Source organism: Streptomyces hokutonensis (assembly GCF_000376565.1).
Classification (GTDB): Bacteria; Actinomycetota; Actinomycetes; order Streptomycetales; family Streptomycetaceae; genus Streptomyces; species Streptomyces hokutonensis.
Genome location: NZ_BARG01000018.1, coordinates 58682 through 81186 on the forward strand (window position 1 = coordinate 58682; position 22505 = coordinate 81186).

The window sequence follows — 22505 nt, forward strand, 5'->3', positions numbered from 1 at the left end:
GCTCATGGGTGCTGTGTTACGGCTCTGTCGTCTCCGACTCCAGCTTTGCCCGTGTCGCCGCCCCGTACACCCCGAGCGTGTCGGACTGGATGCCGCGTGCCAGCTGGTAGGTGCGTACCGAGGCCTGCACCTGCTTGTCGAAGACGCCGTTGTCGGGGCCGGTGTAGAGGTTCAACTGCGTCAGCCTGAGCTGGAGTTCGGTGACCTCGGGGCCCTCGTCGCCGCGTTGCAGGACCGGCGCGGTGCTGCTGCCGCCCTGGCGGTCCGTGGCGGACGCGCCGCCCGACGCCGTGGCGCTGGTCGTCGGGGTCGGGCTGGCGGCCGCGGACCGTGACGCCGTGGCGGACGGGCTGCTCGACGTCGACGCTGACGGGCTCGCGCTGAGCGTCGGGGACGGGGACGCCGACGTCGGCTGTACGGACGTGGAGGCGCTCGTGGACGGTGTCGCCGGTTCCGCGCTCTCCGACGCGGTCGGGACGCTCCCCCGTACGTCCTGGGGTGCCGCGTCGTCCCGCGACGGCGGCTCGTACGAGAACATGCCGCTCGCGAAACCGGCCGCCGCGACCACTGCTACGACGGCTCCGGTGGAGGCGAGGAGGACGGTGCGGCGCCGGCGTCGGCGGGGGCGGCTGTCGTCGGCGAGCTGTTCCGGGATGTCCTCGCCGCCCTCGAACAGGCTCAGGTCGTTCATGCCCGCGGCCGTCGGTGGCACGGCGCGCAGTGGCATCGTCTGCTCGACCGCCGGCAGTTGTTGCGTCTCGCCCTCGGGCGGCGCCGGGGTCCCGGGTGCGGGCCGCTGCTCCTGCGGGGTGGCGTCCAGTTCCACATACGGTCTGATCCGCAGCGGGTCGAAGTCCTCCGCCGCTGCCGCCTCCGCCGTGCGCGCGTCGCGCAGCGCGTCGGACGCCCGCTGGGTGCAGGTGCAGGACGGGGAGCCGTCGGCTGCCCGCGGCGCCCCGCACTGCGGGCATATGTGGCCCTTCGCCTCGTTCACGTGTTCGTCCCTCCCCGTCAGAACTCCCGAGGTTATGCGGATCTCCTTCACGCCGTCTCCTCCGACCCCCGGAATGACGGCTTCCATTCGGACTCGACAGGCCGTAACGGGACACACCGATCACCATGGGTGTGTCGGGACACACCGATCGCCATGGATGTGTAACGAGAGCCTCGGGAGGTCTTCATGGCCGGCGATGCGCACGGTATGACAGGGAATGTGCACGACGCGCAGCCACCGGAGAAACCCCCGCGGCGGGGCAGCGCCGCCCAGGAACACGTGTCGGGCAACGTCCTCGTCTCCATCGGGGCGCTGCTCCTCGGGCTGCTGCTCGCCGCCCTCGACCAGACCATCGTGTCGACCGCGCTGCCGACGATCGTCAGCGATCTCGGCGGGCTGGAGCATCTGTCGTGGGTCGTTACGGCCTATCTGCTCGCCTCGACCGCCGCGACTCCGCTGTGGGGGAAGCTGGGCGACCAGTACGGGCGCAAGCGGCTGTTCCAGATCGCGATCGTGATCTTCCTCGTCGGGTCCGCGCTGTGCGGGGCGGCGCAGAACATGCCTCAGTTGATCGGCTTCCGGGCGCTTCAGGGCTTGGGCGGCGGCGGGCTCATCGTGCTCTCGATGGCGATCGTCGGCGATGTCGTCTCACCGCGTGAACGCGGGCGCTACCAGGGGCTGTTCGGCGCTGTCTTCGGCGCGACGAGTGTTCTCGGGCCGCTGCTGGGAGGGCTGTTCACCGAGCATCTGAGCTGGCGGTGGGTCTTCTACATCAACCTTCCGGTCGGTGTCGTCGCGCTTGCCGTTATCGCGACCGCGCTGCATATCCCGCGCAAGTCCACCCGGCATGTCATCGACTACCTCGGTACGTTTCTCATCGCCGCCGTCGCGACCTGCCTGGTGCTCGTCGCCTCGCTGGGGGGTACGACCTGGGGCTGGGGGTCGCCGCAGATCGTCGGGCTGGCGGTGCTTGGGGTGGTGCTGGCGGTGGCGTTCGTGGCGGTGGAGCGGCGGGCCGCGGAGCCTGTGCTTCCGTTGAAACTGTTTCGTGTCCGTACCTTCTCGCTGGCCGCCGTCATCAGTTTTATCGTCGGCTTCGCCATGTTCGGTGCGATGACCTATCTGCCGACCTTCCTCCAGGTCGTGCAGGGCATCTCGCCGACCATGTCCGGCGTGCACATGCTGCCGATGGTGTTCGGCATGCTGATCTCGTCCACCACGTCCGGGCAGATCGTCAGCCGGACCGGTCGGTGGAAGGTTTTCCCGATCGCGGGCACCGGTGTTACGGCGCTTGGTCTGCTTCTGCTTCATCAGCTTGACGAGAACAGTTCCACCGGGGAGATGAGTGCTTATTTCTTTGTCTTCGGGCTCGGGCTCGGGCTGGTCATGCAGGTGTTGGTGTTGATTGTGCAGAATGCCGTGTCGTATGAGGATCTTGGCGTTGCTACTTCTGGTGCGACCTTCTTTCGGTCCATTGGTGCCTCTTTCGGTGTTGCGATCTTCGGCACGATCTTTGCGAGTCGGCTGGGGGACAAGCTGACGGATGCTCTGCGGGGTGCGTCGTTGCCGGGGGGCGTCACGGCTGATGGCCTTGAGTCCGATCCGCGGGGTATCTCCCAACTGCCGTCAGCGGTACGGCCCGAGGCCCTGCACGCTTATGCGTCGTCGATTACGGATGTCTTCCTGTACGCCGCTCCCGTCGCCCTCGTCGGCTTCGTCCTGGCGTGGTTCCTCAAGGAGGACAAGCTGCGCGGCTCCGTCACCGCACCCGACCTCACGGAGACCCTTGCCAGCAATCCGGTTCAGCGGTCCTCCTACGACGAGGTGTGCCGCGCGCTGTCCGTGCTGGGTACGCGGGAGGGGCGCCGGGAGATCTACAAGACGATCACTGCGAAGGCGGGCTACGACCTTCAGCCGGCGGCCAGTTGGCTGCTGCTGCGCATCAAGCGGGACGGGTGGGCGGAACCGGGGGTGCTGGCCGAGCGAAGTTCCGTGCCATTGCCCGTCATCCTCGCCGCCGTCCGGCAGATCGAGGGGCGGCAGCTGGCGGTGCGGGAAGGGCTTGATCTTCAACTGACCGATCAGGGGAGGGAGATGGCCGACCGGCTGGCGCAGGCTCGTGAGGAGTCCCTCGCGGAGACGCTGGGGGACTGGTGGGGGCCTGATCGGCCGACGGATCTGGTGCAGTTGGTGAAGGAGCTCAACGGGGAGTTGTGCGGGTCGGATCGGGAGCAGCCGCACAACGGGGCGGTTATCGGCGGTAGTTGAGGTCCTTGAGGGGGCGGTGTTGGGTAGGCGCCGTGCGCGCGCACCTCTTTTGGTTCGGTCGCCTTCGGGGCGCCTGAAGCCGGTGTCGAGAGCCCCACCGTGCTCGGCGCTGCGCGCCTCCGCGCGCTGGGGCTCTCGACACCGGCGCGCCCCTACGGCTCCCTCTCGGCCGGTGGCGTGGGGACAGAACAAGTGGGTGGGCCCTCACTGTTGGTTGAGGAGGGCTTTGCGGAACCAGTGTTCTGCGTAGGGGTCGTTGTTGTGGCGGGCGGTTTCCGTGTAGCCGAGGTGGGTGTAGAGGGTTCGGGCCTCGATGAGGTCGTGGCGGGTGTCGAGGATGATGGTGTTGGCTCCGAGGTTGCGGGCTGCTTCCTCTGCTGCCACCACGAGTTTTGCGGCGCCGCCCTGGCCGCGCATGCCCTTGTGGAGGAAGACCCTCTTCAGCTCGGCGGTCGTGGGGGAGAGGAGTCGTACGCCCGCGGTGCCGGCTGGTTCGCCCTTGTAGCGCGCCACCAGCAACTGGCCGTTGGGTGGGGTGAGTTCGGCGCCGGTGACGGCGGCGATCTCGCGCTCCAGCTCCGCCGGGTCCGTGCGCCGGTTCTCGTGGAGCAGGTACCAGCGGTCGCTGACCTCCGTGTAGTACGCCCGCCAGAGTGCGGCGGCCACGGGGGAGTCGTAGGGTTCCGGGGCGATCGTCCAGGGCATGGGGCATTGTCACGAAGCCGCCCGTGGGCCACGCAAGTGAATTGGCACGCAAGTGAATATGGGTGACCCGGGTGCCGTGCCTTGCGGAGACTGGGTGTTATGAACCGCACCGATCGGCTGTACGCCCTGGTGGAGGAGTTGCGGGCCGCCTCGCCCCGGCCGCGCAGCGCCCGTATGCTCGCCGCGCGCTTCGAGGTCAGCGTGCGGACCGTCGAGCGGGACCTCGCGGCGTTGCAGCAGTCGGGCGTGCCGGTGTACGCCGTGCCGGGGCGCAGCGGCGGGTACGTGCTGGACCGGCGGCGGACCCTGCCGCCGCTGACGATCACGCCGGCCGAGGCTACGGCGCTGGCGGTCGGGCTGAACGCGCTCGCGGGGACGCCGTTCGCCGCCGACGCGCGCAGTGCGCTGCACAAGGTGCTCGCGGTGATGCCGGAGCGGGAGCGGGCCGCCGCCGCCGAGATGGCGGGGCGGGTGCAACTGCTTGTGCCGGCGGCCGGGGCGGCGCGGTCCGCCGAGCCTGTCGTACCGGCCGTGCTGCGCGAGGCGTTGACCGCCGGGCGGGTGCTGCGGCTCGAGTACGGCGACAGGGAGGGGGCCCTCACCAGTCGTGAGGTGGAACCGGTCGCCTTTCTCGGGGGTGACGAGCACTGGTATCTGGCGGGGTGGTGCCGGCTGCGGCAGGCGCCTCGCGGGTTTCGGCTGGATCGGATCCGGGCGGTCGAGGCGCTCGACGAGCGGGTTCCGGCGCGTCATGTCGATCTGTCCGAACTGGACACGCTGGGCTCGGACTTGGTGCCCCTGGCCGAGTTCGGGGTGTGACGGCAATCACCGACAGGGGGGTGTCGCCGACGGGGGACAGGGTGGCCGTATGACCACAGACACAAGCACTGTCATCGGCCTCTTCGAACGCTGGACCGCCCTGTGGAACGGCGACTTCAGCCAGCCGGAGAGCTTCCTCGCCCCCGATTTTCGTATCCGTTTCGGCAGCCTTCCGGAAGGGGCGCCGGACACCGATGCGCTGCGCGGTCCCTCGGGCATCGTCGAACTCATCGCCCGGCATCGTGCCGAGAGTCCCGGACGCCGGTACGCCGTCGAGGGCGTACCGGTTGTCGACGGAGGGCTGGGGCGGGTCGCCTCGTGTTGGTACGTCACGCGTGCCGACGGCTCGCAGAAGAGCGGGATCGATCTCCTGGAGGTCGTGGACGGGCGGATCGCGTCCGTGTGGTCCGTGACCGGGGTGCGCCGGTTCGCCGCGTGACGGCGGCCGTTTGAAGGGTGCCTTCCGGGCAACCCGGTACAGGAACCGACCGACTACGAGAGCCGGTTGGCCAAGAATCCGGAAGGCACTCATGTCCACAGGCGTGATCATCGTTTTGATCGTGATCTTGGTCGGCGTGGTCGCTGCCGCGGCGGCCCTGGTACCGCGTGCCCGAGGCGGGTTCGGCGGCTCGGGTCTGAAGCGGCGCTTCGGGCCCGAGTACGACCGGACCGTGGCCCGGCACGACGGCGACACGAAGGCCGCCGAGCGGGAGCTCGGCGAGCGCGTCCAGCAGCACGGTTCGCTGCGGGAGCAGCCGTTGGAGCCCGCGGCCCGTGAGCAGTACCAGGCCCGCTGGGCCGCCGCCCAGGAGCTCTTCGTCGACTCGCCCCGCCAGGCGGTGGCCGACGTCGACCAGTTGCTCGGCGAGGTGGCCGGGGCCCGGGGCTTCCCCGACGTCGAGGAGTACGACAAGCAGTTCGACGCGCTGTCCGTGCACCACGCGGACCACGTCCACGGCTACCGGCGCGTGCACCGCGTCGTCCAGTCGCGCACCAACGGCGCGCCGGAGAGCCAGGCCGGTACCGAGGAGATGCGCGAGGCCATGCTCGAAGCCCGCGCCCTCTTCGACGACCTGATCAGCTCGGACGACGGCGGCCGTGGCAGTGGCAGCAGCAGCGGGCGTACCGGACGGCACGCGTTCGGCTCATTCAACAGGCAAGCAGTGAAGGGAAGTTGAGCCGCATGACCGATGTGACACGACCCAACGGCGACACGAGCGACAAGCGGGACGAGAGCGACGAGCGCAAGGGCGCGAGCACGGACACGGGCAAGGGCAGCACGGACATTGGTACGGGTACGGGCGCGGGTACCGATCGGCGGGACCTGACCAAGGCCGGCGACCGGCGCGAGGCCACGACGGTCACCCCGATCCCGCGGCAGACCGACCGCCCGGCCGATCGCCAGATCGATCGGCAGACCGACCGGCCGGCCGACAAGACCGCCCCCGTGCACGCCCCCGAGCCTGCGCCCGCACCCGCGTCCACCGCCGCCGACAAGCGGCACGACCGGCTGGACACCGGGAACGGGAGCCTGCTGCCGCACGACGAGAGCGACAAGTTCAACCTGCGGCTGCAGCACGCGGTGACCGGGTTCGTCGACGAGCCGCGCTCCGCGGTCGAGGAGGCCGCCCATGTCCTGGAGGAGGTCGCCGACCGCCTCACGCAGGCCGTCACCAAGCGGCGTGACACCCTGCACAGCTCCTGGGAGTCCAAGGGCTCGGACGACACCGAGCAACTCCGGCTGGCGCTGCGGGACTACCGCGAACTGACGGAGCGGCTTCTACACATCTGACCCGCCGGGTCCACCGGACCCGTCGACCGCCCGGCGCTCCCGCCACTCCCGTGCGACCTCTTCCACGTCGTACGGCTTCATCCCCAGCGGAGGGCCGGGCGGCGGCTTGAACATCATGTCGCGGATCTTGACGTTGACCTCGGTGATGATCTGCCGGGCGATCCGCTCCGAAGGGGCCGAGTACGCCGCAGCCAGGGCGTCCTCGGCCTCTTTGCGCAGGGCCAGCGTCGGCGGGAGCACGGAGATGCCCTCGCGGGCCATCTTCTGCTTGATCCACCACAGTTCGTCGTACGTCGTGTCGGAACCGGACGGCAACGGTTTGCCCGCACCCGGGAGTTGGGCGAACTCGCCGGCTCGCTCGGCGTCCCGGATCTGCTTGTCGACCCAGGACTCGAAGGACACACCCGGTGGCTTTCGCTCGGTCATGACTCCATTGTGCCGGACGTGGCGCGGCCGGGGGATTTATCATGCGGCGGCTGTGTAAGGACACCTCAAGGGGGAAGCGCACGTGCTCGAACTCACCATGGCCTCGGTCTCCGGGACGGACGAGGGCGCCACGGCCGGCATGCTGATGGCCGAGGCGCCCGACGACCCGGGCGCGGTGCTGCGGGTGGGCCGCGACGAGTCGGTGTGCCGGCTGGTGACACCGGACGACTGGCTGTTCATCTCACGGGTCCATCTGGAGTTCCTGTGCGGACCCGAGGGCACCTGGCAGGTGAGCTGGCTGCGCGGCTCCCAGCCCGACCCGTCCTCCGAAGTACGGCTGATCGTCGGGGAGTACGCCCAGACGGTCGGCTACGGCGGCAGCGTCCCGTTGCCCCGTGGTGGCAGCGGCGAGATCGTCATCAAGGACCGCACCGGGCCGCGCAGCATCAACGTCGGCTTCTATCACGAGAGTTGAGGCGCGCTGATGCAGAGCTCCTAGTCGATGACCCTGGCCAGGGCGAAGCCGTCGTAGCCCTTCTCGCCCACCGTCTGGATCGCCGTGCCGGACAGGCGCGGGTGCGAGCCGATCAGTTCGATCGCCGCGCGGGTGCCCAGGACATCGGGGTCCGTGTTGGCCGGGTCGGCGACCCGGCCGCCGCGGACGACGTTGTCGACGATGATCAGGCTGCCGGGGCGGGTGAGCTTGAGGGCCCATTCCACGTAGTTCGGGTTGTTGGCCTTGTCGGCGTCGATGAAGACGAGGTCGAAGGGGGCCGTGTTCTCGTCGGCGAGCGCGGCCAGTGAGTCCAGGGCCGGGCCGACCCGGATCTCGACGATCTTGTCGAGGCCCGCGCGGGCGATGTTGCGGCCGGCGACCTCGGCGTGCTTCGGGCTGTACTCCAGGGTGATCAGGCGGCCGTCGGCGGGCAGCGCGCGGGCCAGCAGGATCGTGCTGTAGCCGCCGAGGGTACCGATCTCCAGGATGCGGGCGGCGCCCTGGATGCGGGCGAGGAGGTGCAGCAGCTTGCCCGCGGCGGCGGACACCGCGATCTGCGGGAGGCCGGCGGCGTCGCTGTCGCGGAGGGTCGCCTCCAGAACCTCGTCGTGCGGGGAGAGGTGGCCGATCAGGTAGTCGTCGACGTCGTTCCACAGCTGCGACTCGCTCATGTGCCGGTGCCTTTCGTAAATCCGGTGATCATGAATCCGGTGAGAATGTTGCGAACCCGTTCGTGTGCAATCACTCACTCTACGGATACGCCGTTATTTGCCGTGCCCAGGCAACCTGGGGCCGACTATCGTCATCCGGACAAAAGGAGGGCGGCCGTCAGGTGAAGAGGGGGTTGCCTGCGTCCCTCCCGCAGGGGGTGCGAACCTCATAGGGTTCGCAGAGGGAACAGCCGCGCGTGTGACGCGTGGGACGAGCGGGGCGGGAGGCCTACGAGGCGTGGCGAACGTGGAGCACAGCGGGCGACCGGCGGGAGCCGTAGGAGCTTTCGGGTCGACGGCCACCGGGACGGCCAGGGCACGGCTGCGCGCGGCGCGCCTGGTCCTGTGGCTGGTGGCCGCGGTCCTGGCCGTACGGCAGGTGGCCGTGGTCCTCAGCACCCCGCGCGGGGACCGGCTGACCGACCTGGAGACCTGGGTCGGGCCGAACGGCGTGCTGCATGTGAAGGGCTCGCTGTACGACTCGACGCAGTTCACCGGCACCCCCTTCGCCGGGCTCGTCCTCAAGCCGCTCACCCGGGCGGCCGAGCAGGCCCTCGGCTGGGGCTGGACCTTCGGCACACTGCTGCTCGTCGTGGCGCTCGGTCTGGTCGTCTCGCGGGCCCTGCCGCAGCCCGTGACCCGGCGGGCCTCGCTGCTCGCCGCGCCCGTCGCGATCAGCCTGCTGATGCTGTCGCTGCCGGTGCGCAACACGCTCTGGCTCGGCCAGACCAGCATCATCCCGGTCCTGCTCGTGCTGCTCGCCTGCTTCACGGTGCGCGGCGAGCGGGCCAGCGGCGTGCTGATCGGGCTTGCCGCCGCGCTCCAGCCGACGGTGCTGCTGTTCGCGCCGCTGCTGTGGTTCACCGACCGGCGCCGGGCCGCGGTGACCTCCGCGCTGACGTTCGCCGCGAGCGTGGTGGTCGCCTGGGCGGCGATGCCGCACGACTCGTACACCTACTGGGTGCACCACATGGCCGGTGTCGGCCTCGGCGGCAAGGCGGACGACCTCGGCAACCAGTCCCTGCACGGCGCGCTGCTGCGGCTCGACCTGACCGGGCCGCTGGAGATCGGTGTCTTCCTGGCGCTCGGAGCGGTCGTCGCCTGCCTGGGCCTGCGCCGGGCCGTGCGCTACGCCCGCGACGGGCAGCTGCTGCTCGCGGTCGCGGTCACCGGCTGCGCGGCGATCGCCGTGTCGCCGACGACGTGGCAGCACCAGCTGCTGTGGGTGCTGCTCGCGGTGGTCGGCAGGGTCGGCAAGCGGGCCTCGGACCGGTATGTGTGGCCGGTGGCGGTGGTCCTCGTCGTCACGCTGCCCGCGAAGATGATGCTGCCGAACATGTCGGCCGTCTATCCACTGCGTGACAACGTCGTCCTGCTCATGGCGCTCGCCGCCGCGACCGTCGTGCCGTTCCTGCCGCGCACCTCGGAGTACTACCGGCGGCCGATCCCCACGGAGTACGCCGAGCCGGTCCCGACGCGCTGGAAGCACGTCCCGCTGATCCCGCAGCTGCGCCGCGTCCTGACCCGCCCGAACCTCCTCCTCGAACTCCTCCTCATCCGCGTCACCTACGCCGCCTACCAGCAGGTCCGCCTCGCGGCGACGGGCGGCACCAACGCGGGCGGCCGGGCCACGGCGGAACACCACGGCCATCAGATCCTCGACATCGAGCGCTTCCTGCACATCGACATCGAGCACGCGGTCAACCACTGGGTCGTGAAGGTCGACTTCCTGCGGGAGTTCTTCAACTTCTACTACGAGTCCTTCCACTTCGTGGTCCCGCTGAGCGTGATGGCCGTCCTGTACTGGCGCCGCCCGGTCGACTACCGCTGGGCCCGCTCCTCCCTCGGCTTCGCCACCCTCCTGGCCCTGGTCGGCTTCTGGCTCTACCCGCTGGCCCCGCCGCGCCTCCTCCCCGGCCTCGGCATCATCGACACGGTCCACGGCGTCCAGGACTTCTCCAAGCCGGACTACGGCACCCTCACCGCCCTCACCAACCAGTACGCGGCGATGCCGTCCCTGCACTTCGGCTGGTCCCTGTGGTGCGGCGTCGTCATCGCGATCATCGCCCCCAAGTGGTGGATGAAGGCCCTCGGCCTCCTCCACCCCTTCTTCACCGTCTCCGCGATCGTCGCGACCGGCAACCACTGGGTCCTGGACGCGGCGGGCGGCGCGGCGGTCGTCGCGGCGGGCTTCGGTCTGTCGTACGTCTTCCAGGGGCCGCGGGCGCGGTCGGCGAGGAAACGGGCGGAGATCAGAGCCGAGTCGGAGCTGAGTCGGCTCTGATCAGTTCGGCGGTGAACTCGACCGCCTCCTCGGGGTCGTCCGTCAGGAAGAGGCAGATGTCTTCGGGATACAGGGCCCGGAGCGTCGGGTTCTCGTACGCGGCCGACAGCAGTCGCCACATGTCCGAGGCCGGATGACCGTCGGGCCGCCCGGAGGGCCTGTGCTCTTCCAGAATGACGTTCCACTCTTCTTCACGCGTTCGCATATGAGGACCGTCCGGTGTGTCAGCGATGGCTGTCGGCGTTCCAACCGGCCAGGAGGCGGATCGCGTCGGCTCCATGCTCGACAAGCCCAGGGTCGTGTAGCGGGTGACCGAAAGGGTGTTCAGCGGACTTCCGCGCCGAGGGCGATGTCGAAGCCGGCGCCGTTGCGGGCCAGCCCCATCAGCAGGATGCCGGCCCATTCGAGGACCGAAGCCATCGCGAGCCCTCCCGTGTCGAGGGGCCGCAGGTCGATGCTCTCCAGAAACGCCGCGACCTGGGCCTTCGCGGCGGCGTCGTCGCCGGCGACAAAGACGTCCAGGGGCGTGTCGTGAGCGAGGACGTGGCCGAAGACGGAGTTCAGCGCCTTCACGACGGGTGTGCCCTCGGGGGCGGCGGCAGCGATCTCCTGGGCCGCCGAGCTGTCCGGGGTGGTCGCGAGTCCGCTGGCGTCGGCGTTGAAGGGATTGGAGATGTCGACGAGGATCTTGTCGGCAAGCGCGTCGCCGTAGTGAGTGACCACGTCGACCGCGCCGGTGTACGGGACGGCCACGATGACGATGTCACCCGCCGGCGTCGCGCCGAGCGCGCCGACCGTGGCTCCGTGGCCGATCCGGTCGGCCAGCGCCGAAGCCTTGGCGGTGTCGCGGCTCATGAGCTCGACCGCGTGGCCGTGCTTGGCCGCCCGGGTGCCGATGGCGGTGGCCATGTTGCCCGAACCGATGATGCTGATGGTGGTCATGACGTGTTCCTTTGCTGTCCATGGAGCTGGCGGTAAGGAGTGGGTTGCCGGTCTGACGGGCCGCATCAAGCACTTTGGCCATGCAGCGTCGGCTCGCGGACTAGGGCCTGTCCGGCGGATCAGGTCGCAGGAGAGCAACAGCACCTGATCAGCGCCGGTGAGCAGGGCCTGGTGCGTGCAACTGCAAGGCGGAGGAGGCAGGCGACGCGGAGCGGCATGATCCGCCGGACAGGTCCTAGGTGCGTTCGCGGGCGACGTGTTCGCGTACCGCGGGGATGGTTTCAGCGGCGAAGCGCTCGATCACGTCCTGGTCGTCGCTGGCCAGGATGAAGACGCTGACGCCGTCCTCGACGGCCAGCCGGGTCAGTGCCTCCGGAGTCTGTTGGCCCGGGAAGATGTTGAGGAGACGGGTGATCTCGCGGGGATCGCGGCCCGCGGCCCGGGCGGCGTCGTCGATGATCGCGTTTCCCTTTGACACGCCGCCCGGCTCCATCATCGGCAGCGACGGCAGCCAGCCATCGGCCTTGCGTCCCACCAAGCCCTGCATCTTCGGCTTGTGGGCGCCGACCCAGATCGGGATCTCGTGGGCGGGCGCGGGTCCACGCTCGGCGCCGTGGACCGAATAGAACTCGCCGTCGACATCCACGCCGCCGGGCCCGTCGGCGTCCCAGACCCCGCGGATGATGTCGATTGCCTCGCCAAGTGCCGCAACGCCCTGCAACGGGGTCAGCCGCCGTCCGCCGGCCGCCTGCACGGCGTCCCAGTAGAAGCCGGCTCCGAGCCCGAGGCCGACCCGTCCACCGGAGAGCAGGTCGAGGCTGGCCACCGCGCGGGCGAGTACGGCGGGGGGCTGACGCAACGGCAGGTTCAGCACGTTGCCGGACACTCCGATGCGCTCGGTCCGCGCGGCCACCCAGCTCAGCAGAGTCCAGGTATCGAGAAAGCTCGACTGGTAGGGATGGTCCTGGAAGGTGACGAAGTCGAAGCCGAGCCGCTCGCTCAGCTGCGCCAACTCGACCGGACGGCTCGGCGGGGAGTTGGTGGGACCGAGGAATGTCGCGAAACGCAGGGGATGACCGTAGTCGGGCATCGGTGTCTCCTTCAGCCGTTCGTTCGTGGCCAGCCGCGACTCGACGTCGTCGCGCACAGCGTGTCGTCAGATCTGGCTGAACCCGCCGTCGACGACCAGGTTCGCGCCGGTGACGAAGCTGGCGTCCGAGGAGGCCAGGAACAGCGCGGCAGCCCCGATCTCCTCGCTGGTTCCCAGCCGTCCCAGCGGGATGGCGGCGGTGATCTGCTCTCGGAACTCGGGGGGCACGGTGCTGAAGAGCGCGGTGTCGATCGAACCGGGGCTGACGACATTCACCCGGATACCGCGGACCTTCAACTCCTCGGCCCAGGTGCGGGCCAGCGAACGAATGGCGGCCTTGCTCGCCGAGTAGACACCGGCACCGGGGATGCCCTTGGTCGCGCTGCTCGTGCCGTTCAGGATGATCGACGCACCGTCGCTCATCAACGGCAGCAGGTACTGAACGGTGAACACGGTGCCGCGGAAGTTCACACCCACCAGCGCGTCGAACGAATCGGGGGTGATACTTCCCAGCGGGTCGGACACCGACGCGACGCCGGCGCTCGCAAAGAGGACGTCGACCCGTCCGTGGCGCTCCCGCACGGTCTCGGCCAAGCGAGCCAGGTCGTCCAGATTTCCCGAGTCCGCCTGTACGCCCGTCACGTTGTGGCCGATGGCTTCGACCGCCTCGTCCAGTCTGTCCTTGTCCCGCCCGGTGATGAACACGTGGGCGCCTTCGGCCACGAACAACTTGGCCGCCGCCAACGCCATCCCAGAGGTCGCTCCGGTGATCACGGCGACCTTGCCATCAAGTTTGAGCATGTTGACCTTCACCTTTCTGTCGGCCAAAAGGCCGAACGGCAGTTCGATGCAAGCGGGGCTGGTCTCCCGTTCACGACTGCATGCCCACCGTAGCAGATGCGTGCGCGCGCACCTAAGTGGGCGAGCATCCAATTTCGGGTATGCTGCCGCGTATGAGGGCACCCGTGTCGCAGCCGCGAATCCTTTCCCCGGACCAGGTCAACGGCTGGTTCGCGCTGCTGTTCACCCACGCGACGGTCACCGGGCGGATCGACACCGTGCTGATGGACCAGCACAAGATCTCGTTCAGCACGGTCGAGATCCTGTGCTGGCTCCTGGAGGCCGAGCCTCAGTCGGTTCGAGGTCTGTCCGGCAAACTCGTCAGCGTCAGCCCGACCAGGGCATCACGGTTGGTTCAGCAACTGATCGATGCCGGGCATCTGCAACGTGGAGCCGACCAGGGCGACGGGCGGGTGTCGCTCATCAGCTTCACCAAGAGTGGACGGCGCTTCGCCGAGACGGTCAGGCGAACCTTCGAGGATTCGGTCAAGAAGTATTTCGTCGATCCCCTCGACGACGATGACATCGCTGCCCTCACCCGGATCTGGGCCAAGCTCGAAAACGCGGAAGGTCCTGCCTGAGGGAATCCCCGATTCGCCCTGGGCGGCGCGGCCGGGCAGCCGCCGCGCATCGCTGTTCCGCCGTCCCTGAATAGGATCGTGTTCTTGACCGGCGTGAACACGTTTGATTCCAGGGGGAGTTGTGGGGATTTCGGTGCGTGAGTCCGGGCCGCGGAGAGCGACCGGTGTGGCGTTCGCCGCTGTGCTGCTCGGTGGGGGAGCGGTGGGGTGTGGGGGTGACTCCGCGGACGAGGACTCGGCCAGGATGGCGCCCTCGGCGGCTGTGGAGAAGGTGGCGGAGGAGTCCGAGGGCATCAGCTCGCTGCACTACCGGGCCACCGGGACCGTGCCCGAGAGGGGGCGGCTGACGGCCGAGGCGTCCATGAAGGCGAAACCGGCGGCCATGACGATGGTGATGACCGTGGCCGGCGCGCGTAAGGGTGAGCTGGACATCCGGTTCGTCGATGAGGCGATCTATCTTGGGGGCAGTGGCGTCGACTCGGCCGAGCTCGGCGGCAAGAGTTGGTTCAGAGCCTCGCCTGCCGTGTGGGGACGGGGTGCGGCGGACAACAACTCCTATGGTGTGCTGCCCCGTTCGCTGGAGGTGAGCCCGGTCGTGCAGTCCACGTTCCTGGCCGGTTCCAAGGATGTCAGGAGGGTCGGTACCGAGACCGTCGACGGTACGAAGGCCGTGCACTACCGGGGAACGGTCGCCAGTCGCGAGCTGCGCGCCGCGCAGAGCGCCGCCAAGGGAAAGGACACCTGGGACGCCCGTACGGAGCGTGTGGACCAGTTCGTGAACCTGGGGATCGACGGCGCCCTGTCCATGGACCTGTGGGTCGACGGCGACGACCACCCCAAGCAGTTCCGGGTGCGGGGCAAGACCTTTGCCACGCAGAACGACACCGACGGCGGCACGCTCGACCTGACCGTCACCTTCCTCGACATCGATCAGAAGGTGACCGTCAAGGCCCCGCCCGCCGCCGACACCGCCGAACTCGGGGGCTGACGGCCCGAGTTCACGAGCACTCGAACCACACCGTCTTCCCGCCCCTCGACGCCGGTGACACCCCCCACTTGTCGGTCACCGCGTCCAGGATGACGAGCCCGCGGCCGCTCTCCGACTCAGGGTCCAACTCCGGCTTCAGTTCCGGGAGTTCAGGACAGCCGTCGGTCACCTCCACGCGGATTCCGGCGACCTGGCGTTGCAGGCGCAGTCCGCAGCGCCGGTCCGGGACGTGCCGGACGACGTTGGCGAGCAGCTCCGTCGCGGCCAGTTCCACGGTGTCCGACAGCTCCGGCATGCCCCACTCCAGCAGGAACGAGCGGACGATACGGCGGATGTGCCGGGCGGAGTGTTCACCCACGGTGAGGTGCATGACGTACTGCCGGCGGTCGGGAAAGGCCAGCATGGCGGGGGGAGTTGGTTCATTCACACTACGAGGCTGACGCCCCGCCGCTACCCTCGGCAACGGTACGAATACAACCCGTTCGCGGGTGGACAGGGGGCCTAACGTGCACATCAACACCCTCGATCCGGGGGCGTCACCGTTGGACTACTACGGCTTCGAGTTGCGCCGTTACCGGGAGGCCGCCGGTCTCACCCAGCGGGAACTCGGCAAGATCGTCAACTACACCGGGTCACTGATCGGCCAGATCGAGACGGCCAGGAAACTACCCACGCAGGCGTTCAGCGACGCGGTTGACGCTGCGCTGGGCACGGGTGGGTTGTTGTCCCGGTTGCTGGATCTCGTGCTGCGCAGTCAACTCCCGTCCTGGTTCCAGCAGGTGGCCGAGTTGGAGGCACGGGCGGCCGAGATCTGCACCTTCCGGACGCAGATGATCCACGGTCTCTTCCAGACCGAGGCCTACGCCCGGGCCACGCTTGCCGCGATGGACGAGACCGACCTCGACGACCGCACCGCCGTACGCCTGGCCCGTCAGCGCATCCTGAAGAAGGAGCACCCGCCGGTTGCGTGGATGATCCTCAGCGAGGCCGCGCTGTACCAGGAGATCGGCGGCCCGCAGGTCATGCGCGGTCAACTGGCCCACCTGTTGTCATTCGAGAACAATCCTCGGATCAACATCCAGATCCTGCCATTCTCGGCCGGGGCACACGCTGGACTCACGGGCTCGTTCACGCTGTTCCGCTTCGACAGCGATCCGACCATCGCCTACACCGAGGGCTACGGAAGTGGGCATCCGACTGCCAACCAGGACACCGTCAAGGACTGTTCACTCCGTTACGATCATCTACAAGCCGCCGCCCTTTCCCTCAGGGACTCGGCGGAGCTGATCCGGCGTGTGATGGAGGAACGTTATGGAGAAGTGGCGGAAGTCCAGCTACAGCAGTGATCAGGGCGGCGAGTGCGTCGAGTGCGCGCCGATCGGCCTCCTCACCTGGTGCAAGTCCTCGCACAGCAGTGACCAGGGCGGCCAGTGCGTAGAGATCGCCGAAGCCTCCTGCCCCACAACCCCCACCACCCTCCTCATCCGCGACTCCAAGACCCCGGCGGGGCCGATCCTCACCCTCGACCCCGCCGCGTTCACCACGTTCGTCAACTGGACCGCTACGACGGTTGGTTGAAGTAGTAGTCGTGGTCCAGGTCGGCCAGAAGGCCGATCCGGGTCGGAGTCCAGTCGAACCGCTTCTGTGTGAGCGTGCTCGTTCCTTTGAGGTCGGACGAGACGAAGTGGCCCAGCCAGCCGAAGTGGGTTCCGGCCTCCTCGGCCGGCACGCTGGTCACCGGTAGGTCCAGCCGCTTGCCGATGACTTCGGCGATCTCCCGTACGGGTACGCCCTCGTCGGCGACCGCGTGCAGGACGGTGCCCGCCGGGGCGTTCTCCAACGCCAGCCGGTACAGCAGCGCAGCGTCCTCGCGGTGGACGGCGGCCCAGCGGTTGGTGCCGGCGCCGACGTAGGCGGAGACGCCCTTGGCGCGGGCGATGTCGATGAGGCCGGGGACGAAGGCGTGATCGCCCTCGCCGTGCACCTGCGGCAGCCGGATGACCGACGCGCGGATGCCCTGCGCTGCCGCCGCCAGGACCGTCACCTCCGCCGGGAGGCGTGGCAGGTCGGGGCGTGCGGACGGGTCGGGTACGTCGTCCTCGGTCGGGCCGTGGCTCATCACGGAGCTGATGACGAGGGGGCGGTCCGAGCCGGAGAGCGCGTCGACGAGGGCCCTGACCGCGTTCAGGTCCGTCACGACGGAGGCCGCGTAGTTCGAGAAGTCGTGGATGAAACCGGTGTGGATCACACCGTCGGCGGCGGACGCGCCCGCGCGGAGCGCGTCGAGGTCCTCCAGGGAACCCCGGTGGACCTCCGCTCCGGTCGCGGCCAGCTGTTCCGCCGAGGTGTCGGAGCGGGCGAGGCCGAGGACCTGGTGTCCCGAGTCGAGCAGTTCGCGGACGACGGCGCCGCCGACGAATCCGGTCGCGCCGGTGACGAAAACACGCATGACGAAATCACCCCAGGTGGGTCGGGAAGTGGTGTGCTTCCAGCCTGCGCCCGCCCGGGTTCGTCCGTCCAAGACGGACTCCGGAAGACGTGATTCAGTTCCGGTATCACCCCAGCTCCTACGGACGTACAGTCGATGTATGACTGACCTGGACCTGCGTCTGGTGCGCTGTTTCACCGTCGTCGCCGAGGAACTGCACTTCGGGCGGGCGGCGGCCGTGCTGCATCTCGCGCAGCCTTCGCTCAGTCGCCATGTGCGGCGGCTGGAGGGCGAGTTGGGGGTGCGGCTCCTGGACCGGACCACGCAGGGCACCCAACTCACCGAAGCGGGGGCGGCGTTCCTGCCCCGGGCCCAGGCACTGCTGCGGTCGGCGGAGGAGGCGGCGGCCGTGGCGCTGGCGGTCGGGCAGCCCGGTCGTATCGTCATCGGGTTCATGACCGGGCTGATCGTCACCCCGGCGGTGCGCGCCCTGCGCGGGCGCCACCCGGACGCCGACGTGCACAGCCGTTTCCTGGCCTGGGGTGCGCTGCCGGCCGCCCTGCTGGAGCACCGGGTGGACGTGGTCGTGGGCCGATTCCCGTTCCCCACCGAGGGATTGAGCGTCACCGTCCTCTACGAGGAGCCCCGCGTGGTGATGATGCCGGTCACCCACCGGCTGGCCGGCAAGGAGCTCGTCACCCTCGACGACATCGCCGACGAGCCCGTACCCCGGTTCCCCGACGAGGAGTTCAACGCGTTCTGGCGCGTCGACCCCCGTCCGGACGGACGCCCGGCGCCGGACGGTCCGCTCGTCAAGAACCTGGAGGACAAGCTCGAACTCATCGCCGCGGGCGAGGCGGTGTGCCTCGCCCCGGCCGGCAGCGTCTTGAAGGGCCTGCGACCCGATCTGACCACGGTCCCACTGGAGGGAGTGGACCCCATCCCGGTCGTCCTGGCCACCCGCGCGGGCGAGGAGAACCGCCGACTGCTCGCGGCCTTCCGCGCCTGCGCGATGGAGCAACTGCCCCCTGCCGACTGGTCGGCTACAGCCGCTGAATGATCGTCCCGGTCGCCAGCGCCCCGCCCGCGCACATCGTGATCAGCGCGAACTCCTTGTCGGCGCGCTCCAGTTCGTGGAGCGCGGTGGTGATGAGGCGGGCGCCGGTCGCGCCGACCGGATGGCCTAGGGCGATCGCGCCGCCGTTCACGTTGACCTTCTCCAGGTCCTGGCCGAAGACCTGCGCCCAGCTCAACACCACTGATGCGAAAGCCTCGTTGATCTCGACGATGTCGATGTCCTTGAGGGTCATGCCCGCCTTGCCGAGTACGGCCCGTGTCGCGTCGATGGGGCCGTCGAGGTGGTAGTGCGGGTCGGCGCCCACCAGCGCCTGGGCGACGATCCGGGCGCGGGGGCGGAGCTTGAGCGCCCGGGCCATCCGCTTCGACGCCCACATGATCGCCGAGGCGCCGTCGCTGATCTGGGACGAGTTGCCGGCCGTATGGACGGCTGTCGGCATGACCGGCTTCAGCTTCGCCAGCGCCTCCATCGACGTGTCGCGCAGGCCTTCGTCGCGGTCGACGAGCCGCCACATGCCGAGGCCCGCGCGCTGCTCGTCCTCCGTCGTCGGCACCTGGACGGCGAACGTCTCCTTCTTGAACCGCTCCTCGGACCAGGCGATGGCCGCCCGCTCCTGCGAGATCAGGCCGAGCGAGTCGACGTTCTCGCGGGTCAGCTTCCGGTTGCGGGCGATGCGTTCGGCGGCCTCGAACTGGTTGGGCAGGTCCACGTTCCACTCGTCCGGGAACGGCTTCCCCGGCCCGTGCTTCGAGCCCGACCCCAGCGGCACCCGCGACATCGCCTCGACACCGCAGCTGATCCCGACGTCGATGACGCCCGCCGCGATCAGGTTGGCGGTCATGTGCGAGGCCTGCTGCGAGGAGCCGCACTGACAGTCGACCGTGGTCGCCGCCGTCTCGTACGGCAGGCCCATCGTCAGCCAGGCCGTGCGCGCGGGGTTCATCGACTGCTCGCCGGCGTGGGTCACCGTGCCGCCGACGATCTGTTCGACGCAGTCGGCGTGAATGCCGGTGCGGCCGAGGAGTTCACGGTAGGTCTCGCCCAGCAGATAGGCGGGATGAAGGTTGGCGAGCGCGCCGCCGCGCTTGCCGATGGGGGTGCGTACGGCTTCCACGATGACGGGTTCCGCGGCCATGGGACACGTCCTCTCCTCGTCCACCGCGCGGCGCGGGCGTCCCGGCCACCCGCCACGCAGAACTAGTACGCGTTCTAGTTCTGTGTGCAGTCTGCTGACAGGCCGTCCACAACCGCAAGGGTCGTGCAGGGAATTCGGCTTGCCGTGCCTCTTGCTACTTGTAGAACCCGTTATTACCTTCACGGCAGCCGGGTTCCTGATGGACCGTCAGATGACGGGAGTTGCGCCGATGCCCTGTCCAGCGTTGCCCGAAGGGTTCGACTTCACCGACCCCGATCTGCTCCACCACCGCGTGCCCCTACCGGAGTTCGCCGAACTGCGCGCGGCCGAACCGGTCCGCTGGATACCGCAGCCCGCCAACATCGCGGGGTTCCAGGACGAGGGCTACTGGGCCGTCACCCGCCACGCCGACGTCCGGTACGTCTCCACCCACCCGGAGATCTACTCCTCGACCCTCAACACGGCGATCATCCGCTTCAACGAGCACATGAACCGCGACTCGATCGACGCCCAGCGGCTCATCCTGCTCAACATGGACCCGCCCGAGCACACCCGCGTCCGCCAGATCGTCCAGCGCGGGTTCACCCCGCGCGCGATCCGCGCCCTGGAGGAACGCCTGCGCACCCGGGCCGAGGCCATCGTGGCGAACGCCCGCGCCCACTCGGGCCCCTTCGACTTCGTCACCGAGGTCGCCTGCGAACTGCCCCTCCAGGCCATCGCCGAACTCATCGGCATCCCGCAGGACGACCGCGTCAAGATCTTCGAGTGGTCCAACAAGATGATCGCCTACGACGATCCCGAGTACGCGATCACGGAGCAGGTGGGCGCCGAGTCCGCCGCCGAACTCATCGCCTACGCCATGGGAATGGCCGCCGAGCGCAAGCAGTGCCCGGCCCACGACATCGTCAGCACCCTGGTCGCCGCCGAGGACGAGGGCAACCTGAACTCCGACGAGTTCGGCTTCTTCGTGCTCATGCTGTCGGTCGCCGGGAACGAGACGACCCGCAACGCCATCACCCACGGCATGCACGCGTTCCTCACCCACCCCGAGCAGTGGGAGCTGTACAAGCGGGAGCGTCCGTCGACCGCCGCCGAGGAGATCGTCCGCTGGGCCACCCCGGTCAACGCGTTCCAGCGGACGGCGACCCAGGACACCGAACTCGGCGGCAAGCACATCAAGAAGGGCGACCGCGTCGGCATCTTCTACGCCTCCGCCAACCACGATCCCGAAGTCTTCGAGAACCCGGACGAGTTCGACGTCATGCGCGACCCGAACCCGCACCTCGGCTTCGGCGGCGGAGGCCCGCACTACTGCCTCGGCAAGTCCCTCGCGGTCCTCGAGATCGACCTGATCTTCAACGCGATCGCGGACGCGATGCCCGACCTGACCCTGACGGGCGACCCGCGCAGGCTGCGCTCCGCCTGGATCAACGGCGTCAAGGAGCTTCAGGTGACCGCCGGTTGAGGACACGCACACAGCTCGGGCCGGCGGCATCCCGGCGCCGCCGGCCCGTCCTCGCTATGGCCGTGCCTACTTCCGTACCGCGAACTTCATCAGTTCGCGCTCGTCCCCCTGCTTGATCTTCCCGGTCTCGTTGATGACCTGGAGCTTCCAACTGGCGCCCTCCCGGACCGCCTTGGCGACGGCGCAGCCGTTGTCCGCGCTCAGCAGGTTGGGCCAGATCTCGGCGACCTGCTGGGTGCTGCCACCGGTCGCGTCGTACACCTTGAAAGCGATGTTCCGTGCCTTCTGGAAGGAACTGCCCTTCTTGTAGGCGGCGGCGATGAAGACGATCGACGTGATGGCGGCCGGGATCTTGGTGAGGTCGACGGTCACCGTCTCGTCGTCGCCCTCGCCCTTGCCGGTCTGGTTGTCGCCGCTGTGCACCAGCGAGCCGTTGCCCAGCGGGTCCAGGGAGTCGAGCCCGGCGAGCCGCACCGGCTCCGCGCCCTGGAGGGCGATGGCGATGAGATCGAGGTCGGTACCCTGCTTCTGCCGCAGCTTCCCGATGATGCCGCCGCTGCTGCCGACGGTGGGGTCCCAGGACGCCCCGATCTCCAGATGGGTCACTCCGTCCAGATCCGCCGGACCGTCTTCCTTCGTGAGCGTGATCATGTGTGATCGATCCTCTTGATCGTGGGACTCAGACGCACGAATTCTGCCTTCTTGACCGGGCTTTGGGCTACTCCCGTCCAGAAGCGGTCATGGCGAACACCCCGGCGACCAGGGCCGCGAGCAGAAGTGGGTAGCGCAGATCGTGGTGCAGGATCAGCCACGCGCCGAAAAACGCGCCTACGGCCATCGCCACGGCCGCCGACAGGCGGCGGAAGGTGCCCGGGCCCCAGCCGTCGCCCGCGACCGAGTCGGCGACCAGACCGGTCAGCGTCATCGTCAGGACCGTGGTGGTGGAGAAGTCGGTGACCTTGAGCTTGCGGACCACCGCGTTGCGCAGGCCCATCGCGAAGGCGGTGAGGGCGATCAAGGGGTGCGTGGTGGCGCTGTCGCCCGGCGCGACGAACGCGATCACCGCGGCCACGCCCACGAGCAGCGCCTCCGCGCCGAGACTCACCCGGGCCCAGGTCCGGCGCGAGCCGGTGTCCATCCGCAGTGCGATCCGGCCCCCGGCCGCCGCGCCCACCAGGAAGGCGCCGAGCGAGGTGAGGGTGCGCGACACCGAGAAACCGGGCGCCCCGGCGGCGGCGAAGCCGAGGACGACGACATTGCCGGTCATGTTCGCGGTGAAGACATGCCCGAGGCCCAGATAGCTGACGGCGTCGATCAGCCCGCTCACCAGGGTCAGCCCCAGCAGCACGGGCACCAGCCGGAGTCCGCGCGCCTCACGGTCGTAGGACTTGGGCTGTGTGTTCTGGTCCATGAACGCAATGTAGCGGCGGCCTCCCGGGATGCCGGGGGCCGCCGCTACGAGCG

At 69.0% G+C, this 22505-nt stretch carries 26 protein-coding genes; 13 read left to right on the forward strand and 13 right to left on the reverse strand.

Annotated features, from left to right (window positions below; all coding sequences use genetic code 11):
• Positions 1-16 precede the first annotated feature (16 nt).
• Positions 17-994, reverse strand: a complete 978-nt coding sequence (locus SSP08S_RS08410) for a peptidoglycan-binding domain-containing protein (protein WP_026178301.1) — start codon at positions 992-994, stop codon at positions 17-19.
• Between the two features lie 186 nt (positions 995-1180).
• Between SSP08S_RS08410 and SSP08S_RS08415 the strand changes: the two genes are divergently transcribed.
• Entirely contained in the window at positions 1181-3262 is a 2082-nt protein-coding gene (locus SSP08S_RS08415; protein ID WP_026178302.1) for an MFS transporter, read from the forward strand.
• A 204-nt stretch (positions 3263-3466) separates the two neighbouring features.
• On the opposite strand, the gene SSP08S_RS08420 is transcribed toward SSP08S_RS08415, so the two are convergent.
• Complete coding sequence (locus tag SSP08S_RS08420) at positions 3467-3967, reverse strand: GNAT family N-acetyltransferase (RefSeq protein ID WP_019067136.1); 501 nt, start codon at positions 3965-3967, stop codon at positions 3467-3469.
• Positions 3968-4066: 99 nt separating this feature from the next.
• Between SSP08S_RS08420 and SSP08S_RS08425 the strand changes: the two genes are divergently transcribed.
• From SSP08S_RS08425 to SSP08S_RS63295, 4 genes are all read left to right on the forward strand, one after another.
• Positions 4067-4786, forward strand: coding sequence for a helix-turn-helix transcriptional regulator (locus tag SSP08S_RS08425; RefSeq protein ID WP_019067137.1), 720 nt, complete (start codon positions 4067-4069; stop codon positions 4784-4786).
• A gap of 49 nt (positions 4787-4835) precedes the next feature.
• On the forward strand, positions 4836-5225 hold the full coding sequence (locus tag SSP08S_RS08430; RefSeq protein WP_019067138.1) for a nuclear transport factor 2 family protein: 390 nt from the start codon (positions 4836-4838) through the stop codon (positions 5223-5225).
• A gap of 91 nt (positions 5226-5316) precedes the next feature.
• Positions 5317-5964: a hypothetical protein gene (locus tag SSP08S_RS08435; RefSeq protein ID WP_019067139.1), complete on the forward strand. Its 648-nt coding sequence runs from the start codon at positions 5317-5319 to the stop codon at positions 5962-5964.
• Between the two features lie 5 nt (positions 5965-5969).
• Entirely contained in the window at positions 5970-6578 is a 609-nt protein-coding gene (locus tag SSP08S_RS63295; protein WP_019067140.1) for a hypothetical protein, read from the forward strand.
• On the opposite strand, the gene SSP08S_RS08445 is transcribed toward SSP08S_RS63295, so the two are convergent.
• Positions 6567-7004: a DnaJ family domain-containing protein gene (locus SSP08S_RS08445; protein WP_026178303.1), complete on the reverse strand. Its 438-nt coding sequence runs from the start codon at positions 7002-7004 to the stop codon at positions 6567-6569. The two genes, SSP08S_RS63295 and SSP08S_RS08445, sit on opposite strands and share 12 nt — an antisense overlap.
• A gap of 82 nt (positions 7005-7086) precedes the next feature.
• On the opposite strand from SSP08S_RS08445, the gene SSP08S_RS08450 reads away from it, so the two are divergent.
• Positions 7087-7479 (forward strand): FHA domain-containing protein, encoded by a 393-nt coding sequence (locus tag SSP08S_RS08450; protein ID WP_019067142.1) that lies wholly within the window; start codon positions 7087-7089, stop codon positions 7477-7479.
• A gap of 20 nt (positions 7480-7499) precedes the next feature.
• Here SSP08S_RS08450 and SSP08S_RS08455 read toward each other — a convergent pair whose 3' ends face one another.
• On the reverse strand, positions 7500-8171 hold the full coding sequence (locus tag SSP08S_RS08455) for an O-methyltransferase (protein WP_019067143.1): 672 nt from the start codon (positions 8169-8171) through the stop codon (positions 7500-7502).
• Between the two features lie 277 nt (positions 8172-8448).
• Between SSP08S_RS08455 and SSP08S_RS55015 the strand changes: the two genes are divergently transcribed.
• Positions 8449-10494: a bifunctional glycosyltransferase 87/phosphatase PAP2 family protein gene (locus tag SSP08S_RS55015; protein WP_019067144.1), complete on the forward strand. Its 2046-nt coding sequence runs from the start codon at positions 8449-8451 to the stop codon at positions 10492-10494.
• Here the strand turns inward: SSP08S_RS55015 and SSP08S_RS08465 are convergent.
• The 4 genes from SSP08S_RS08465 to SSP08S_RS08480 all read right to left on the reverse strand — a co-directional run bounded on the left by SSP08S_RS08465 (position 10463) and on the right by SSP08S_RS08480 (position 13327).
• Entirely contained in the window at positions 10463-10699 is a 237-nt protein-coding gene (locus SSP08S_RS08465; RefSeq protein ID WP_019067145.1) for a hypothetical protein, read from the reverse strand. The two genes, SSP08S_RS55015 and SSP08S_RS08465, sit on opposite strands and share 32 nt — an antisense overlap.
• A 119-nt stretch (positions 10700-10818) precedes the next feature.
• Complete coding sequence (locus SSP08S_RS08470; RefSeq protein WP_019067146.1) at positions 10819-11436, reverse strand: NADPH-dependent F420 reductase; 618 nt, start codon at positions 11434-11436, stop codon at positions 10819-10821.
• Positions 11437-11671: 235 nt separating this feature from the next.
• On the reverse strand, positions 11672-12583 hold the full coding sequence (locus SSP08S_RS08475) for an LLM class flavin-dependent oxidoreductase (protein ID WP_019067147.1): 912 nt from the start codon (positions 12581-12583) through the stop codon (positions 11672-11674).
• A gap of 9 nt (positions 12584-12592) precedes the next feature.
• Positions 12593-13327 carry an SDR family NAD(P)-dependent oxidoreductase gene (locus SSP08S_RS08480; protein ID WP_026178305.1) on the reverse strand — a complete coding sequence of 245 codons (735 nt, stop codon included), beginning with the start codon at positions 13325-13327 and terminating at the stop codon, positions 12593-12595.
• A 152-nt stretch (positions 13328-13479) separates the two neighbouring features.
• Here SSP08S_RS08480 and SSP08S_RS08485 point away from each other — a divergent pair, with 152 nt between their 5' ends.
• On the forward strand, positions 13480-13947 hold the full coding sequence (locus tag SSP08S_RS08485) for a MarR family winged helix-turn-helix transcriptional regulator (RefSeq protein WP_026178306.1): 468 nt from the start codon (positions 13480-13482) through the stop codon (positions 13945-13947).
• A gap of 166 nt (positions 13948-14113) precedes the next feature.
• Positions 14114-14935, forward strand: a complete 822-nt coding sequence (locus tag SSP08S_RS08490) for an SCO4651 family lipoprotein (protein ID WP_245607849.1) — start codon at positions 14114-14116, stop codon at positions 14933-14935.
• A gap of 10 nt (positions 14936-14945) precedes the next feature.
• Here SSP08S_RS08490 and SSP08S_RS08495 read toward each other — a convergent pair whose 3' ends face one another.
• On the reverse strand, positions 14946-15338 hold the full coding sequence (locus SSP08S_RS08495) for an ATP-binding protein (RefSeq protein ID WP_019067151.1): 393 nt from the start codon (positions 15336-15338) through the stop codon (positions 14946-14948).
• A gap of 103 nt (positions 15339-15441) precedes the next feature.
• Between SSP08S_RS08495 and SSP08S_RS08500 the strand changes: the two genes are divergently transcribed.
• Positions 15442-16281, forward strand: a complete 840-nt coding sequence (locus SSP08S_RS08500) for a helix-turn-helix domain-containing protein (RefSeq protein WP_019067152.1) — start codon at positions 15442-15444, stop codon at positions 16279-16281.
• Positions 16247-16513 carry a DUF397 domain-containing protein gene (locus SSP08S_RS08505; protein WP_019067153.1) on the forward strand — a complete coding sequence of 89 codons (267 nt, stop codon included), beginning with the start codon at positions 16247-16249 and terminating at the stop codon, positions 16511-16513. Before SSP08S_RS08500 ends, SSP08S_RS08505 begins: the two co-directional genes overlap by 35 nt.
• Here the strand turns inward: SSP08S_RS08505 and SSP08S_RS08510 are convergent.
• Positions 16497-17384: an SDR family oxidoreductase gene (locus tag SSP08S_RS08510; protein ID WP_019067154.1), complete on the reverse strand. Its 888-nt coding sequence runs from the start codon at positions 17382-17384 to the stop codon at positions 16497-16499. The two genes, SSP08S_RS08505 and SSP08S_RS08510, sit on opposite strands and share 17 nt — an antisense overlap.
• Before the next feature lie 139 nt (positions 17385-17523).
• Here SSP08S_RS08510 and SSP08S_RS08515 point away from each other — a divergent pair, with 139 nt between their 5' ends.
• The gene (locus tag SSP08S_RS08515) at positions 17524-18423 is read left to right on the forward strand and encodes a LysR family transcriptional regulator (protein ID WP_019067155.1); all 900 of its coding nucleotides are present in this window, start codon (positions 17524-17526) and stop codon (positions 18421-18423) included.
• Here the strand turns inward: SSP08S_RS08515 and SSP08S_RS08520 are convergent.
• On the reverse strand, positions 18407-19576 hold the full coding sequence (locus SSP08S_RS08520) for a steroid 3-ketoacyl-CoA thiolase (RefSeq protein WP_019067156.1): 1170 nt from the start codon (positions 19574-19576) through the stop codon (positions 18407-18409). The two genes, SSP08S_RS08515 and SSP08S_RS08520, sit on opposite strands and share 17 nt — an antisense overlap.
• Positions 19577-19805: 229 nt before the next feature.
• Here SSP08S_RS08520 and SSP08S_RS08525 point away from each other — a divergent pair, with 229 nt between their 5' ends.
• Positions 19806-21041, forward strand: coding sequence for a cytochrome P450 (locus tag SSP08S_RS08525; RefSeq protein ID WP_026178308.1), 1236 nt, complete (start codon positions 19806-19808; stop codon positions 21039-21041).
• A gap of 66 nt (positions 21042-21107) precedes the next feature.
• Here SSP08S_RS08525 and SSP08S_RS08530 read toward each other — a convergent pair whose 3' ends face one another.
• Both SSP08S_RS08530 and SSP08S_RS08535 read right to left on the reverse strand, forming a co-directional pair.
• Positions 21108-21692: a TerD family protein gene (locus SSP08S_RS08530; RefSeq protein WP_019067158.1), complete on the reverse strand. Its 585-nt coding sequence runs from the start codon at positions 21690-21692 to the stop codon at positions 21108-21110.
• Positions 21693-21759: 67 nt separating this feature from the next.
• The gene (locus SSP08S_RS08535; protein ID WP_019067159.1) at positions 21760-22452 is read right to left on the reverse strand and encodes a YoaK family protein; all 693 of its coding nucleotides are present in this window, start codon (positions 22450-22452) and stop codon (positions 21760-21762) included.
• Positions 22453-22505 lie beyond the last annotated feature (53 nt).

Bases quoted from the DNA above. Each gene is read 5' to 3' on its own strand.
- SSP08S_RS08415 (WP_026178302.1), top strand. From the start codon at position 1,181: ATGGCCGGCGATGCGCACGGTATGACAGGGAATGTGCACGACGCGCAG.
- SSP08S_RS08420 (WP_019067136.1), bottom strand. From the start codon at position 3,967: ATGCCCTGGACGATCGCCCCGGAACCCTACGACTCCCCCGTGGCCGCC.
- SSP08S_RS08425 (WP_019067137.1), top strand. From the start codon at position 4,067: ATGAACCGCACCGATCGGCTGTACGCCCTGGTGGAGGAGTTGCGGGCC.
- SSP08S_RS08430 (WP_019067138.1), top strand. From the start codon at position 4,836: ATGACCACAGACACAAGCACTGTCATCGGCCTCTTCGAACGCTGGACC.
- SSP08S_RS08435 (WP_019067139.1), top strand. From the start codon at position 5,317: ATGTCCACAGGCGTGATCATCGTTTTGATCGTGATCTTGGTCGGCGTG.
- SSP08S_RS63295 (WP_019067140.1), top strand. From the start codon at position 5,970: ATGACCGATGTGACACGACCCAACGGCGACACGAGCGACAAGCGGGAC.
- SSP08S_RS08445 (WP_026178303.1), bottom strand. From the start codon at position 7,004: ATGACCGAGCGAAAGCCACCGGGTGTGTCCTTCGAGTCCTGGGTCGAC.
- SSP08S_RS08455 (WP_019067143.1), bottom strand. From the start codon at position 8,171: ATGAGCGAGTCGCAGCTGTGGAACGACGTCGACGACTACCTGATCGGC.
- SSP08S_RS08465 (WP_019067145.1), bottom strand. From the start codon at position 10,699: ATGCGAACGCGTGAAGAAGAGTGGAACGTCATTCTGGAAGAGCACAGG.
- SSP08S_RS08470 (WP_019067146.1), bottom strand. From the start codon at position 11,436: ATGACCACCATCAGCATCATCGGTTCGGGCAACATGGCCACCGCCATC.
- SSP08S_RS08480 (WP_026178305.1), bottom strand. From the start codon at position 13,327: ATGCTCAAACTTGATGGCAAGGTCGCCGTGATCACCGGAGCGACCTCT.
- SSP08S_RS08485 (WP_026178306.1), top strand. From the start codon at position 13,480: ATGAGGGCACCCGTGTCGCAGCCGCGAATCCTTTCCCCGGACCAGGTC.
- SSP08S_RS08495 (WP_019067151.1), bottom strand. From the start codon at position 15,338: ATGCTGGCCTTTCCCGACCGCCGGCAGTACGTCATGCACCTCACCGTG.
- SSP08S_RS08505 (WP_019067153.1), top strand. From the start codon at position 16,247: ATGGAGAAGTGGCGGAAGTCCAGCTACAGCAGTGATCAGGGCGGCGAG.
- SSP08S_RS08510 (WP_019067154.1), bottom strand. From the start codon at position 17,384: ATGCGTGTTTTCGTCACCGGCGCGACCGGATTCGTCGGCGGCGCCGTC.
- SSP08S_RS08515 (WP_019067155.1), top strand. From the start codon at position 17,524: ATGACTGACCTGGACCTGCGTCTGGTGCGCTGTTTCACCGTCGTCGCC.
- SSP08S_RS08520 (WP_019067156.1), bottom strand. From the start codon at position 19,576: ATGGCCGCGGAACCCGTCATCGTGGAAGCCGTACGCACCCCCATCGGC.
- SSP08S_RS08525 (WP_026178308.1), top strand. From the start codon at position 19,806: ATGCCCTGTCCAGCGTTGCCCGAAGGGTTCGACTTCACCGACCCCGAT.
- SSP08S_RS08530 (WP_019067158.1), bottom strand. From the start codon at position 21,692: ATGATCACGCTCACGAAGGAAGACGGTCCGGCGGATCTGGACGGAGTG.
- SSP08S_RS08535 (WP_019067159.1), bottom strand. From the start codon at position 22,452: ATGGACCAGAACACACAGCCCAAGTCCTACGACCGTGAGGCGCGCGGA.